The sequence below is a fragment of the Candidatus Krumholzibacteriia bacterium genome (genome assembly GCA_035268685.1).
GTDB lineage: Bacteria > Krumholzibacteriota > Krumholzibacteriia > JAJRXK01 > JAJRXK01 > JAJRXK01.
The window spans coordinates 39,166-53,799 of the sequence record DATFKK010000021.1; the positions used below are offsets into that span (position 1 = coordinate 39,166).

Genomic DNA, 14,634 nt, shown 5'->3' on the forward strand with positions numbered 1-14,634 from the left:
CGTCCCGGTTCCCGGCCATCCATGCCCGAACTCCCCGAAGTCGAGAACGTCGCGCGTGAACTGCGCCCCGCCCTGTGCGGCCGGCGTCTGCTCGCCCTCGACTGCCACTTCCCCGGCGTGTTGATCGCCGGCGGTGGGGTCGAGATCGACCCGTGGCGTCCGCGCCGTGTCGTCGCCGTGCACCGCCGGGGCAAGCTGTTGTTGCTCGATCTCGAGGGGGACCTGGGGATGAGTGTCCATCTGCGGATGACCGGAAGGCTCTCGCTGGAGGATCCGTCGACACCCCGGCGCCCGCACACGCACGTCACCGCGGCCGTCGACGACGGGCGCGAACTGCGCTTCGTCGACCCCCGGCGGTTCGGAAGGGTCGAGGTGGCCACGCGGCAGCACCGGGCGGGCACACCGTTCCTGCGATCCCTGGGTCCCGAGCCGCAGGATCTCGACGCCGACGCGTTGGCGGCGCGTCTGGCCGCGCGACGGGGGCCGGTGAAGTCGGTCCTGCTCGACCAGCGGCTCGTGGCGGGTCTCGGGAACATCTACGTGGACGAGATCCTCCACCGTGCGGGCCTGCACCCGCGGCTCGAGGCCGATCGCCTGCTCGCGCCCGAGATCGTCGGCCTGGTCGAGGCCATGCGCGCCGTCCTCGACGAGGCGATCGAGAGTGGGGGAAGCACGATTCGTGACTATCGTAGTCCGGATGGCCGCGCCGGGGAGTTCACGGCGCGGCATCGCGTGTTCGGGCGTGCCGGCGAGCCCTGCCTCGTCTGCGGCACCCCCGTGCGCAAGGTCCGTCTGTCCGGACGGGGCACCCACTTCTGTCCGCAGTGTCAGCCTCGCCGCCGCCGTCGGCCCCGGCGGCGCACGGCTCGTCGTCCGAGGGGAGGAACACCGTGAGTTCCGACACGCACGACCGATCCACGGAGGGCGCGGCCCTCGGAGGGCGCACCGTCCCGTTCTGGCTACCGGCGATGATCGCGGGGACGGCGGCCGCGCTCCTGCGGCTGCTCTACGTGTTCGACTTCCGCGACAGCATCGCCTTCGCGTTGCCGATCATGGACGAGGCGATCCACGACATGTGGGCGCGCGGCCAGTCCACGATGTTCCACGAGGGTGTGCCCTACTTCCGGGCCCCGCTGTACATGTGGTTCCTCGACGCGATCTACGCCCTGGATCCGGGTTACCTGTTGCCCCGGATCGCGCAGGCGCTGTTGAGCGCGCTCACCGTGTCGTTCGTGGCCGACCTCGGCCGTCGGCTGGCGGGTCCGGTGGCCGGACTCGCCGGGGGATTGCTGCTCGCGGTGTACTGGCCGTCGATCTACTTCGCGGGCGAGTTGTTGATCGTCACCTTCTTCGTGGCGCTCCTCGTGGCCTCGCTGTGGTGCTTCGTGGTCGGGACGTCGGCGGATCGGCCGTGGCTGGTGTGGGCAGCGGCGGCGCTCCTGGGTGTCGCCTCGATCGCACGGCCTACGGCGCTGACCTTCCTTCCCGCCCTGCCGCTGCTGGCCTGGTGGGCCTGGCCCCGTCTCGAAGCACCCCGTCTGAACGCGCAGCGCGGCCGTCACCTCGCGGCGATGCTCGCGTTGGTCCTCCTGCCCGGGCTCGTGCTCACGGTGCGCAACCAGGTCGTGGGTGACGACTGGGTGTTCATCGCCAGCCAGGGTGGTGTCAACTTCTACATCGGGAACAACCCGGAGAGCGACGGGCAGCGGGCGGTGGTGCCCGGGACGCGCGGGACATGGCTCGGTGGCTACGAGGACACGATCGCGCGGGCCGAGGATGCACGTGGACGCGAGCTGAAGCCGAGCGAGGTCAGCCGCTACTACTACGAACAGGGGCTGCGCTACTGGATCGACGAGCCCGTCGACGCGTTGCAGCTCTACGGCCTGAAGCTGCGCAAGCTCCTGGGTGCATCGGAACGGCCCAACAACAAGAACCTGCACTTCTGGCGGGCGCAGAGCGACATCCTGCGTTGGCCGATCTACCCCGGTTTCGCCCCGATCCTGGCGCTGGGACTGGTCGGGATCGTTCTCTGTCGCCGCCGCGTCGAGGCGACCCCGCTCTGGGCCTTCCTCGCCCTGTACGCCGTCGGTCTGCTGCTCTTCTTCCTCAACGAGCGCTTCCGCCTGCCGGTGGCCACGATCCTCGCCGTCTTCGCCGGGATCACGGTGGCGCATCTCATAGCCCTCGCCCGGTCGCGGCAATGGCGGGTCGGCGCGATGGTGCTGGCCACGGTGCTGGTGATCTGGGGAACGAGCTCGGCCGACCGGATCGGCTTCCACAACGATCGTGTCGACGTCGACGCCTTCAGCCGGTCGACCCTGGGGAACATGTACCTGCGCAAGGGCGAGTACCGCGCGGCGCTGTCGGAGTACCAGACCGCGTTGGACATCTCCCGGCGGTATCCCCTGGAGCACTTCGAGGAGGTCGAGCGCATGGTTCGCAAGAACATGGTGCGTGCCCTCTTCGGGCTGGGCGAGTACGCCGCCGCCGACCAGCACCTCGACCGTCTGGAGTCGGAACGGGCCCGGGATCCCGAACTGTGGGTGCTCCGGGGTCGCCAGCAATTGTGGCGGCATCGCTTCGACCACGCGTTCCGGGAGTTCGAGCGGGCACTCGAAGCCGGCCACGTCACTCCCGAGTCCCTGCTCGGCCTGGCGTGGTGTCAGTTCGAGGGAGGCGGCTACACGGCGGCGCAGCGGACCTTCCAGCAGGTCCTCGAACTGGACCGCGGCAACGCCGAGGCGATGGCCGGACTGGCCAACGTCGAGTTGAACGGTCGCCGGAACGTCGAGCGGGCCAAGCGCATGGCGATCGACGCCCTCGAGCGTGACTGGGACACCCCCCGTGCCCACCATGTGCTCGGCCAGGTCTATCTGCGCGAACAGAACACGCCGCGGGTGATCTACCACTACCGCGAGGTGATGCGGCTCGATCCGAACAATCATGACGTGTCGATCATGCTCAACCGCATGGGCCTCGACCACGAGCACCCCTCGGGGACGGATCGCCCCACCGACTTCTGAGCGGGTCGTGACCGGGCGCGCGAGACAGGAGATCCATGCACCGTGAGATCCGTGTGAAAGGCGCACGGCAACACAACCTGAAGAACATCGACCTGTCGATTCCACGGGATCGGCTCGTGGTGTTCACCGGGGTGTCGGGCAGCGGCAAGTCGTCGCTGGCCTTCGACACCCTGTACGCCGAGGGCCAGCGACGGTACGTCGAGTCGTTGTCGAGTTACGCCCGACAGTTCCTCGGACAACTCGAGAAGCCGCAGGTCGATCATGTCGACGGACTGTCGCCGGCGATCTCCATCGACCAGAAGGCGCCGTCGCGGAATCCGCGTTCGACCGTCGGGACCGTGACCGAGATCATGGACTATCTGCGCGTGCTCTACGCACGGTTGGGCGTGCAGCACTGCCACGTCTGTGGTCGCGAGGTCGGAAGCCAGTCCCCGCAGCAGATGGCCGAGCGCCTGCAGGAGCTGCCCGAGGGGACCAGGCTGCTCCTGTTCGCGCCCATGGTCCGCGGCCGCAAGGGCGAGTACCGCGACCTGATCACCCGGCTCAAGAGCGAGGGCTTCGTGCGGCTCCGGATCGACGGCGCTCTCTACGAGCTCGACGCGCAGGACGCACCGCGCCTGAGCAAGACCATGAGCCACGACGTCGAGGCCCTGGTCGACCGGGTCGTCGTGGGCCGCGCCAAACGCAGCCGCCTGGTCGACTCGATCGAGACGGCGCTGCGTCTGAGCGGAGGCAACCTCCTGGCCGAGACCACGGAGGGCGAGCAGATCCTGCTCGGGGAGGATCGCGCCTGCGTCCACTGCGGAATCAGTTTCGAGGAACTCGCTCCCCAGCACTTCTCGTTCAACTCGCCCCGCGGCGCGTGCCCCCGGTGCAACGGGCTGGGCACCCTGCTCACGGCCGATCCCGAACGACTGATCACCGATCCCGATCTCTCGATCAACGAGGGGGCCGTCGCGTTCATGGGCGCGCTGGCCGAGAAGGAGACCCTGGGGTGGTGGACACAGAAGTTCCTGCAGATCGCCGACCACTACGGAATCGACCTCGACCGTCCCTGGCGGAGGCTGCCGAAGAAGCACCGCGAGGTACTCCTGTACGGCGACTCGCAGCGGATCCGCTATCGCTACGAGGGACAGAACTTCAAGGGGGACTTCGAGGGTGAGGTCGTGGGCGTGGCCAACGAGGTCGAGCGCCTGGTCCGCCAGACCCGCAGCGAGCGCCGGCGGCGCTACTACGCGAAGTTCCTGCACGAAGGATGGTGTCCGAGTTGCGAGGGGTCGAAGCTACGGCCCGAGAGCCTGGCCGTGCGCATGGGTGGACTGGACCTGGCCGAACTCGGAGCGCTGTCCATCCGTGAGGCGTGTGCTTTCTTCGAGAACATCGACCTGCCGGCGCACCAGCGCACCATGGCGCAGGACGCGTTGCGTGAGGTGCGCGACCGTCTGGGGTTCCTTCTGGACGTCGGCCTCGACTACCTGACCCTCGACCGCTCGGCGCCCAGCCTCAGCGGTGGCGAGAGTCAGCGCATCCGTCTGGCCAGTCAGATCGGGAGCGCTCTGGTCGGCGTGCTCTACATCCTCGACGAGCCCTCGATCGGCCTGCACCAGCGTGACAACGGTCGCTTGTTGCGCACGCTCGAGTCCCTGCGCGACATGGGGAACACGGTCGTCGTGGTCGAGCACGACGAGGAGACGATCGAGGCCGCCGACCACGTCGTCGACTTCGGTCCGGGGGCGGGGATCAAGGGCGGGGAGATCGTGTTCCAGGGAACCGTGGCCCGTCTCCGCCGCGCCTCGAAGCGGAGCCTCACCGGCGCCTATCTGTCGGGGGACCTCGACGTGGTCGAGTCGCGGGAGCGCCGGTCGCCGCCGCGGAAGTGGCTCGGAGTCAAGGGCGCGCGTCATCACAACCTGAAGAAGGTCGACGCGCGCTTCCCGCTGGGACTGTTCACGTGTGTGACGGGGGTGTCCGGCTCCGGCAAGAGCAGCCTGGTGAACGAGACCCTCTACCCCGCTCTCGCCCGCGACCTGCACGGTGCCATGCCGAAGATCGGCGCGCACTCGCGGATCACCGGACTGTCGAACGTCGACAAGGTCATCGACATCAACCAGGACCCGATCGGACGCACGCCGCGGAGCAATCCGGCGACCTACGTGAAGGTCTTCGATCTGATCCGTCAGATCTTCGCCCAGCTCCCCCTGGCCCGGGCGCGCGGGTACTCGCCCGGACGGTTCAGCTTCAACGTGAAGGGTGGGCGTTGCGAGGCCTGCGAGGGCCACGGGCAGAAGAAGATCGAAATGCACTTCCTGAGCGACGTCTGGGTCACCTGCGAGGTGTGCAAGGGGCGCCGGTTCAACGAGGAGACCCGCGAGGTCCGCTACCGGGGCAAGAGCATCACCGATGTCCTCGAGATGGACGTTCAGGAGGCCCTGGAGTTCTTCGGCAACCATCCGCGGATCCGGGCGATCCTGCAGACCCTGCACGACGTCGGCCTGGATTACCTGAAACTCGGTCAACCGGCGACCACGTTGAGCGGGGGCGAGGCGCAGCGGATCAAGCTGAGCCGCGAACTCGCCCGCCGCGCCACGGGGCGGACCGTGTACATCCTCGACGAGCCGACCACGGGTCTGCATTTCCACGACGTCAAGCGCCTGCTGGAGGTGCTGCACCGGCTCGTCGACGGTGGCAACACGGTGATCGTGATCGAGCACAACCTCGACGTGGTCCGCAGCGCCGATTGGATCGTCGATCTCGGCCCCGAGGGTGGTGAGGGGGGTGGCTTCGTGGTCGCCGCCGGAACGCCCGAGGAGGTCGCCGCGGTGGACGCGAGTCACACCGGTCGATACCTTCGGCCGCTGCTGCGCTCCGGACGCAGCCGGGTCCGCCGGGCGACGACGCGCTCGCGCCGTGCGCGCCGCGCGACGGGTTGAGCCACCGAGCGAGGAGAGACCTGATGGCCGCCGTCCACTACGTGCACGAATCGCTGTCGGCGATCGACCTGGGCGACCACGTCTTCCCCACGGAGAAGTACGAGATCCTGGCGCGCCTCGTGCGCGAGGAGTTGGGTGTGGATCCGGTCCGGATCCATCCCTGGGACGACGTGGTTCCCGAGGACCTCGAGCGGGTGCACACCCCTCGCTACGTCGAGGACCTGCGGCTCGCCCGCCGGACCTGGGCCACGGTGAAGAGCGAGCTCCCGGTCGACCGTAACGTGATCGCCGGTTTCGCGCAGATGGTCGGCGGGAGCATCGCCACGGTGCGTCTGGCCGCCGAGCATGGTGTCGCCATGCACCTGGGGGGCGGATTCCACCACGCCTTCCCCGACCACGCCGAGGGATTCTGCTACCTGCACGACATGGCGATCGCGGTGGAGCGGCAGCGCGCCGAGACGGGACTCGGGCGTGTGTTGTTCGTCGACGTCGACGTGCACCAGGGCAACGGAACGGCCGTCGTGTACGCCGACGACCGGGAGACCTTCACCTACTCCATCCACCAGACGAACAACTACCCGCTGAAGCAGCGGAGCGACTTCGACCACGGACTCGACGACGGCGTGGGGGACGAGGAGTACCTGGGACTCCTCGCACGCGACCTCGAGATCCTGGACGAACGCTTCGCCGAACCCGAACTGGTGTGCATCGTGGCCGGCGTCGATCCCCACGCCGACGACGCACTGGGTGGACTCGGGCTGACCGCCGAAGGTCTCGCGCGGCGCGATCGCATGGTGCTCGGGAGGTACGTGGGCCGGGGGACTCCGGTCGCCGTGTTCCTGGCCGGAGGCTACGCGCCTTCGGCCGAGACGACCGCGCGACTGCACCTGCAGACCGTGCAGGCGGTGGAAGAGGCGGCCGGACCTCCGTCGGTCTAGTCGCGTCGACCCTCGTAGGCGCAGCGGGCCGTGCAGGTCTCGTGGACGACCACCCGCGCCAATCCCTCCAGACGCGGCTGCAACCGCTCCCAGATCCACGCGGCCAGGATCTCGCTGGTGGGGTTCTCGAGCCCCTCGATCTCGTTCAGGTAGTGATGGTCGAGTCGCTCGTGCAGGGGGGCGAAGGCTTCCTTGATGTCGGCGTAGTCGATCAGCCAGCCCTTCGACACGTCGATCGGTCCCTCGACCTCGACGTCCACGCGAAAGCTGTGCCCGTGCAGCCGGGCGCACTTGTGGCCCTCGGGAACCCGCGGGAGGCGGTGGGCCGCTTCGAAGTGGAAGGTCTTCACCAGACGGACGTGCATCGGTGTCTCCGGGGGCGAAGGACTCTCAGGATCCCGGTCGCGGGGTCGCGACCGCCACAGTGTGAGGCCGGGTGGGGGGTGGCGCCAGGTCCGAGCCGGCTCGCGGGCGATCGGTCCGGGGATTGCTCGCCATTCCCGATCGTACTCCGCGGTGCCCGTGGAGTCCGCTTTCGACCCCTGCCGGCGCGCGATCTGGAGTCCCATGGCCCCGTCCACGGAAAGCCCGGCCCCCGCCGACCGGAAGGATCTTCCGGTGCGGGAGGCGCTCGCGTCGCTGCGGGACGTCCTCGAGACCCTGGCGGCTGCGCAGAAGGAGGGCGAGCAGGCTCTCGAGGCGGCGACGCAGCACCTGGCCGACGAGCAGCGTGCGCGTGAGGCCGCCGAGGAGCGCGCCCGCTCGGCCCGATCGAGCGCGGCGGTGCGCCCGGCTCCGTGGGAGTCGAGGGAACCGGCGTCGAAGGGGTCCATCGGATCGCCCGCGACGAACGAGCCCCGGGGGAGTGGTGGAACCACGGGGGCCGAGGCGCGTCGCGTCTACGCCGGACTCCAGCGTCACGCCCAGACCGTCGATCGTATCGAGAGTGCCGAGGGCCTGCAGGAGTTCCTGTGGGAATTCGCCCGTTCGCGTGGCGTGCGGGGCATGCGGTTGCAGGAGCGGGGGCGATCGCTGTTCGCCGAGGACGCCTTCGGCTTCGCGAACTTCGAAGGGGCCCGCAGCGGCCGGCTTCGCAAGGTGGTCGTTCCCTTCGATCCCGACGCGCTGTTCGGTGCCACGGCCCAGGACCGCGCCGTCTACTCGGGTCCGCGGCCCCACCGCGGGCTGCCCGTCGACCTCGTTCTGGTCATGGGCAAGAAGGCGCCCCCCTGGTGCGTGGTGGTTCCACTGCCGTACCGCAATCGGTGGGGCACCTTCCTCTACTTCGACGTCGTCGACGGCGACATCGAGAGGCTCCTCGAGATCGAGATGATCGCGCGGCTCGCCGTGTTGCAGTCGAGGGCGGCACGGGTGCGTCCGCACGAGCCCGCCGAACGCGTGCGGGCGTTCCGGGTGGCCACGCTGCGCGAGCGCAAACGCCGCCGCGCAGAGAAGGGGAAGGCGGCGAGTACGGAGGCCGAGCGAACGTCACCCGAGAGCGACGGCGACGAATTCGATCCGTTGTCGCGGAAGCGATCCCGGAAGGGACCGGATCTCCGTGACCCGGTGGGCGAGGACCGCTTCGACGACGACGGCAATCTCGTGCATCCGCTCGACGGCAACGAGATCCTCGCCCGCATCGGGGATCTGCCTGCGATGCCCCACGTGGCGGCACGGCTCATCACGCTGCTGAACGATCCCCAGACCGAGATCACCCAGCTGCAGGAACTCGTTTCGACCGACCAGTCCATCGCCGTACGGCTGATGCAGATCGCCAACAGTTCGCTGTACGGGAGCCTGCGCGAGGTGGGCACGATCGGTGAGGCGATCATGCGCCTGGGTTTCACCGCCATCCGCTCGTGGCTGCTGGCCACGGTCACGCGGCAGGTCTTCGTCGGGGAGGATGCCCGCGAGCACACCATGGTGCTGTGGCGACAGTCGGTGCTCGGTGCCCTGGGTGCCGAGTTGATCGCCGCGCGCAGCCGCGCCATGGACTCCGAGACGGCCTTCGTCGGCGGTCTCATGCAGAACATCGGTCTGCTCGTGCTCGCCCGCAGCCACGCCGAGATCTTCGAGGAGATCGACCTCCGCAGTCGCGCTGCCGAGCAGGGCTACGTGGATCTCGAACGACGTCTGCTCGGCTTCGACCACGCCGACGTGGGTGGAATCCTGTTGCAACGCTGGGGACTCGCGCCGGAACTGGTGAGCGCCGTGTCGGCCCACCATCGACTGTCGAGCGTCACGGGTGAGGACAGGACCTTCGCCGCCGTCATCGCGCTGGCCGAGGATCTCGCTCTCCGTCTCGGCGGCGGCCCGACCGAGACGCGGGACGATCCCCTCGCCGATACCGAGGCGGCTCGCATCCTCGGGATGGACGAGGAGGCCATCGCGGCCGTCTCCGAGGAAGTGGCCGAGCGCGCCCTCGACCGCGAACTGTTCTCGGTCTGATCCGCCGGTCACTCCGGGCGATCGAAGTGCAGCCGGCAGCGGGCCTCGTAGGTCTCGCCCGCACCGACCTCGATCCGCTCCGTCGAGGACGTCAGCCGCTGGGAGAAGTGTGCGTGGTCGCCGCACACCATGCAGATCGCCAGCTGCTTGGACACGTACTCGGACACGGCCATCAACTGCGGCATGGGCTCGAAGGGTTCGCCCCGGTAGTCGAGGTCGAGACCCGCCACGATCACCCGCCGGCCGGCCCCCGCGAGTTCGGTGGCGACGCCCACCAGGCGCTGGTCGAAGAACTGGGCCTCGTCGACCCCGACGACGTCGGTGTCTTCGGCGACCGCCTGCCGGAGTTCGTCGGCGTCCAGCACCGCCCGGCTCTTCAACCGGATCTGGCTGTGGGTGACGATGTGTTCCTCGTCGAAGCGGTCGTCGAGCCGCGGCTTGAAGATCTGGACCGCCTGGCGTGCGATCACGGCGCGTCGGAGCTGACGGATCAGTTCCTCGCTCTTGCCGCTGAACATGCAGCCCGTGATCGTCTCGATCCAGCCTCCGGAGCCGGGCCTCGGGTTCATGGTCGACCTCTTCGGGTGCGGGGGCCGAGCAGGGTACCCGGGGTGGGCCGGGCGGGCAAGGGGGATCGGCGGTCGGCCGGGAGCGAACCCCTGTGTTACACTCGCCGGGTTTGGCCCGGAGTCGACCGGTTCGGTCGCGGCTCCCGCACTCCGACCCGGGAACGGGTGTTTCCACCGTGGAATCGATGACGCGCGACGAGTACCGGTCGTGGATGGATCCGCCGGTGTGGGGTGTGATCCACCTGCCGGCGCTCCCTGGCGCCCCGGACTACCTGGACGATCCCGATCGCCCCCTGCGCCGTGCGCTGGAGGACGCGAGTCACCTCGCGCGGGTGGGATTCACCGGCGTCGTCGTGGAGAACTTCGGCGACGCCCCCTTCCACGCGACGGCGGTCGAACCCGTGGTGGTGGCGGCGATGGCCCGCGTGGTGGCCGCCGTTCGCGAGCGTCATCCGGAGATGCGGGTGGCGGTCAATTGCCTTCGCAACGACGCGCTGTCGGCGCTGGCGATCGCGACGGCCTGTCAAGCCGACGCGATCCGCGTGAACGTGCACGTCGGGGCGGCGGTCACCGACCAGGGCCTGATCGAGGGGCGCGCGGCCGAGGTCCTGCGTGCACGGAGGTCATGGGGCGGCAGCGGCGTCAGGATTCTCGCCGACGTCGCCGTCAAGCATGCCGCTCCGCTCGCCGCGCGCAGTCTCGCGGACGAGGCCGCCGACGCCCGCACGCGGGGCCGCGCGGACGCGCTCCTGCTCACCGGGCGCGCCACCGGCGCCGAAGCCGACCCCGGCGACGTCGTGGAGCTGCGCGACGCCGTCGGTGATACCCCACTGCTGGTGGCCAGCGGTGTGACGGCCGATTCGGCTCCGGCCTGGATCGAGCGCGTCGATGGCGCGATCGTCGGCAGTGATCTCATGCACGGAGGCCGCGCCGGAGCCGGGGTCGATCCCGACCGAGCGCGTCGCTTCCTCGCGGCCTGGACACGGGCCGCCTCGCTCCGTACCCCATCCCACGGGAGTTCGCATCGATGAAGGGCGTGATCCTGGCCGGAGGTCTCGGAACCCGGCTCTATCCCCTCACCAAGATCACCAACAAGCACCTGTTGCCGGTCTACGACAAGCCCATGATCCACTACCCGATCCGGGCGCTGGTGCAGGCGGGGATCGAGGACGTGCTCGTGGTGACCGGCGGCAACAGCGCCGGTGACTTCCTCGAGTTGCTGGGCAACGGGCGCGAGTTCGGTCTGCCGACCATGAACTTCACGTACCAGGAGGGCGAAGGCGGGATCGCCGATGCCCTGCGTCTGGCCCGTCACTTCGCGGAAGACGAACCGATCTGCGTGATCCTCGGCGACAACGTCTTCGAACGCAGCATCCGCCACGCGGTCGAGGGCTTTCGCCAGCAGGCCAAGGGCGCGCGCATCCTGCTGAAGAAGGTGCCCGACCCCGAGCGCTTCGGTGTGCCCGTGATCGAGGGTGACAAGGTCGTCCGGATCGAGGAGAAACCGAAGCAGCCCAAGAGCGACTTCGCGGTCGTGGGCGTGTACATCTTCGACAACCGAGTGTTCGAGGTGATCGAGACCCTCAAGCCCAGTGATCGCGGCGAACTCGAGATCACCGACGTGAACAACTGGTACATCGAGCGCGGCGAGATGCAGTGGAGTGAAATGGAAGGCTGGTGGACCGACGCCGGGACCTTCGAGTCGCTGCTGCGCGCCAGCAAGCTCGTCGCCGAGACGGGTGCCAACAATCCCTGATCCACCGCCCGGCGGGCGGGAGGTGCAGTCTTGAAGATCCTGGTCACCGGCGGCGCCGGTTTCATCGGCGCGAACTTCGTGCTCGAGATGCTCGCGACCCACGACGACCTCGAGATCGTGAATCTCGACGCTCTCACCTACGCGGGCAATCTCGAGAACCTCCGCTCGGTGGAGAACGACCCCCGCTACCGTTTCGTGCGCGGGGACATCTGTGACGCCGACACGGTGGCGGCGGTGCTCGACGACAGCGTCGATGCGGCCGTGCACTTCGCGGCCGAGAGCCATGTCGATCGTTCGGTGGAGGGGCCGGACGTGTTCCTGCGCACCAACGTCATGGGGACCCAGGTCCTGCTCGAGCGGATGCGCGCACTCGGCCGGGGTCGCTTCGTCATGGTGAGCACCGACGAGGTCTACGGGAGCCTCGGACCCGACGGAGCCTTCACCGAGGCCACGCCACTGGCTCCCAACAGTCCCTACTCGGCCAGCAAGGCCTCGGCCGATCTGTTGTGCCGCGCCTACCACCACACCTTCGGGGTGGACGTGGTGATCACGCGGTGCAGCAACAACTACGGGCCCTATCAGTTCCCCGAGAAGCTGATCCCCTTGATGATCGCCAACGCCATGGAGGACCGGGAACTCCCGGTGTACGGCGACGGCCGCAACGTGCGCGACTGGCTGCACGTACGGGACCACTGCCGGGCGATCGACGTGGTCCTGCGTCGTGGACGAAGCGGCGAGGTCTACAACATCGGGGGCGACAGCGAACGCGAGAACATCCAGGTGGTGCGCGCACTGCTCGACCATCTGGACAAGTCGCACGATCTGATCACCTACGTGACCGATCGGCCGGGGCACGATCGGCGCTACGCGATCGACGCCACGAAGATCCGCCAGGAACTCGGCTGGGCGCCGCGGATCGTGTTCGAGGACGGTCTCGGCGAAACCATCCGCTGGTATCGCGACAACGGTCCGTGGCTCGAACAGGTTCGCAGCGGGGGATACCGCACCTACTACGACACCATGTACGGTGATCGTTCGCGCTTCGCGCGTTGACTCCGGGACGGAGTCAGACTGGGCTCGGGACCGAGAGGGCGGACCCCTCGATCTCGGTCCCGCGCACGTCGAGCCAGGCGGCCGCACTCAACAGTCGGTCGAACACGCCGACTTCGACGGGCAGCTGTTTCGAGAACTCCTGGTACAGCAGGAGCTTCGGCAGGATCTCGTGGTCGGCGCAGACGAGCGCCGAACGGCGGAGCCGGTGCGGGTGGTCCTGGGACTCCTCGACGACACGATAGAGATCGGGAACCTGGATCAGGCACTCGTTCGCGTCACGGAGATCGAGGACCTCGTTGAAGCCCACGCCGACCGAGGGGTCGGTGGCCACCGAGCGCACGTGATCGACGAGGTCGTCGGGACCGAGCACTCCACTGGCACGTGAGCAGACCAGACGCAGACCGTGGTCGACGTCGTACCGGATGGGCATGCGATTCCTCCTACCGCAAAGGGCCGGGACGGATGGAGGAGGAAGCCTTCATCGTCGGGAACAGTATAGGAATTCCGGGGTCCGGTGCACGCCGATCCACGCGAAAAGATCGCTGAAAACCGTTGTCGATACGTGAGATCAGGCGGCGGGCCCGTAGCGCCGACTCCGCTCGAGTCGCGCCAGGGCCTTGCGCACGATGCTGCCGACGCGGTCGCCGAAACCGTCTCGCGCACCGTCGCCGAGCATCAGCTCGAGGTGACGCTGTGCTTCCTCGTCGCCGATGTCACCGAGCAGGTGGGCCGCCTCGGCCCGGACGTCGGGTGACCCGTCGTACAGCGCGCGGATCAACTTGCCCTGGGCGCTGCGCCCGATCCCTTCGGCCAGGGCACTGCAGGCGTTGATGCGTACGTGGGGGTCGTCGTCGGCCAGGGCGCGGTCGAGGGCGTCGAGGACCTCGCGGCCACCGAGCTTTCCGAGGGCCAGCACGGCCTCCTGGCGCACGTCCGAGTTCTCGTCGTCGAGCAGGGAACGGACGCGTCGTACGGCCTGCTGGTCGCCGATCTCGCCGAGGGCGTGGGCGGCCTCCTCGCGGATGATGGGGTCACGGCTGCGCAGCAGGCCCAGCAGCGCGATCAACGCGCGGTCGGGACGGATCTTCCGAAGGGCGATGACGACGTCGCGGTGGAAGCTCTCCGAGTCACGGTGCAGCATGTCGATCAGACACCGGACGGCGGCACGACTGCCGAGATCGCCCAGGGATGCGATGGCGTCGCCGCGAACCGGCGCCCGGCGCTCGTGCACCACGCAGTTCACGAGGACCCGTTCGGCCCGGCGCGCGGTGTCGGGACCGAACTCGGGTTCGAGCGAGGGATCCGCGAGACGGTGCAGTGCCCTCACCGCGGCCAGCGGGTCGGGGTACGACAGTGTCTGCACGAGCGGAGAGGCGAGGAAGCGCACCAGGGCACGACCGTCGACGTGGCTGCGGTGCGCGGCCAGACCGTCGGCCGCCCGGCGACGGATCGAGCTCGAACCGTGATCCATGAGGCGGATCAGCAGTCGGGTCGAATCGTCGTCCCGCACTTCCGACAGCACGTCGACCAGCCAGCGGGTCGATGTCTCGTCCTGGAGCAGACGATCGATCCACGGCAACAGGCCGGTGAGTCCCCGCCGTTGCACCACCGCGGCGGCCACGTCGAGGGCCTCGGGGACCTCACTGGTCCAGGCCCCGTCGAGGAAGGTCATGAGATCGTCGTCGGACCACAGGCACAGCTCGGTGAGCGTCTGCTCGGCCACGGCCGGTTCGGCGTGCAGGGCATCGGCCAGCGCCCGGTAGGCGTCGCCCACCCGGAGCCCGTCGTGCAACGACGCGCGCATCCGGTCGAGGAATCCGCGGACCTGTCCGCGCAGTGGCTTTCGTCCGAAGTCGATCATGGTACGTTGAGGATTCGAAAATCGGGCGAGGGTGTCAACCTCGTCGCACGGGAGAG

The 14,634-nt window shown here is 68.7% G+C and carries 12 protein-coding genes; 8 read left to right on the forward strand and 4 right to left on the reverse strand.

Annotation, left to right across the window (positions count from 1 at the left end):
* Nucleotides 1-21 precede the first annotated feature (21 nt).
* Genes mutM through VKA86_02140 form a run of 4 tightly spaced genes read left to right on the forward strand, consistent with a single transcriptional unit; the run spans nt 22 to nt 6,891 of the window.
* Nucleotides 22-894, forward strand: coding sequence for a bifunctional DNA-formamidopyrimidine glycosylase/DNA-(apurinic or apyrimidinic site) lyase (gene mutM / locus VKA86_02125; GenBank protein ID HKK69985.1), 873 nt, complete (start codon nt 22-24; stop codon nt 892-894).
* Nucleotides 891-3,023, forward strand: a complete 2,133-nt coding sequence (locus VKA86_02130) for a glycosyltransferase family 39 protein (protein ID HKK69986.1) — start codon at nt 891-893, stop codon at nt 3,021-3,023. The genes mutM and VKA86_02130 overlap by 4 nt, the downstream gene beginning before the upstream one ends.
* Before the next feature lie 35 nt (nt 3,024-3,058).
* Complete coding sequence (gene uvrA / locus VKA86_02135) at nt 3,059-5,953, forward strand: excinuclease ABC subunit UvrA (protein ID HKK69987.1); 2,895 nt, start codon at nt 3,059-3,061, stop codon at nt 5,951-5,953.
* Nucleotides 5,954-5,976: 23 nt separating this feature from the next.
* Entirely contained in the window at nt 5,977-6,891 is a 915-nt protein-coding gene (locus VKA86_02140) for a histone deacetylase (GenBank protein HKK69988.1), read from the forward strand.
* On the opposite strand, the gene queD is transcribed toward VKA86_02140, so the two are convergent.
* Nucleotides 6,888-7,256: a 6-carboxytetrahydropterin synthase QueD gene (queD, locus tag VKA86_02145; GenBank protein ID HKK69989.1), complete on the reverse strand. Its 369-nt coding sequence runs from the start codon at nt 7,254-7,256 to the stop codon at nt 6,888-6,890. The genes VKA86_02140 and queD overlap by 4 nt on opposite strands.
* A 253-nt stretch (nt 7,257-7,509) precedes the next feature.
* Between queD and VKA86_02150 the strand changes: the two genes are divergently transcribed.
* Nucleotides 7,510-9,339: an HDOD domain-containing protein gene (locus tag VKA86_02150; protein HKK69990.1), complete on the forward strand. Its 1,830-nt coding sequence runs from the start codon at nt 7,510-7,512 to the stop codon at nt 9,337-9,339.
* Nucleotides 9,340-9,347: 8 nt separating this feature from the next.
* Here the strand turns inward: VKA86_02150 and VKA86_02155 are convergent, their stop codons facing one another.
* Complete coding sequence (locus VKA86_02155) at nt 9,348-9,908, reverse strand: thymidine kinase (protein HKK69991.1); 561 nt, start codon at nt 9,906-9,908, stop codon at nt 9,348-9,350.
* 185 nt (nt 9,909-10,093) lie between these two features.
* Here VKA86_02155 and VKA86_02160 point away from each other — a divergent pair, with 185 nt between their 5' ends.
* From VKA86_02160 to rfbB, 3 genes are read left to right on the forward strand one after another with little or no spacing between them, the layout of a single operon-like run.
* Nucleotides 10,094-10,939 carry a BtpA/SgcQ family protein gene (locus VKA86_02160; GenBank protein ID HKK69992.1) on the forward strand — a complete coding sequence of 282 codons (846 nt, stop codon included), beginning with the start codon at nt 10,094-10,096 and terminating at the stop codon, nt 10,937-10,939.
* On the forward strand, nt 10,936-11,664 hold the full coding sequence (locus VKA86_02165; GenBank protein ID HKK69993.1) for a sugar phosphate nucleotidyltransferase: 729 nt from the start codon (nt 10,936-10,938) through the stop codon (nt 11,662-11,664). The genes VKA86_02160 and VKA86_02165 overlap by 4 nt, the downstream gene beginning before the upstream one ends.
* A gap of 30 nt (nt 11,665-11,694) precedes the next feature.
* A complete protein-coding gene (gene rfbB, locus VKA86_02170; protein HKK69994.1) occupies nt 11,695-12,717 on the forward strand; it encodes a dTDP-glucose 4,6-dehydratase in 1,023 nt (340 codons plus the stop codon).
* Between the two features lie 13 nt (nt 12,718-12,730).
* On the opposite strand, the gene VKA86_02175 is transcribed toward rfbB, so the two are convergent.
* Nucleotides 12,731-13,147 (reverse strand): hypothetical protein, encoded by a 417-nt coding sequence (locus tag VKA86_02175; protein ID HKK69995.1) that lies wholly within the window; start codon nt 13,145-13,147, stop codon nt 12,731-12,733.
* 138 nt (nt 13,148-13,285) lie between these two features.
* A complete protein-coding gene (locus VKA86_02180) occupies nt 13,286-14,578 on the reverse strand; it encodes a HEAT repeat domain-containing protein (protein ID HKK69996.1) in 1,293 nt (430 codons plus the stop codon).
* Between the last annotated feature and the right edge of the window lie 56 nt (nt 14,579-14,634).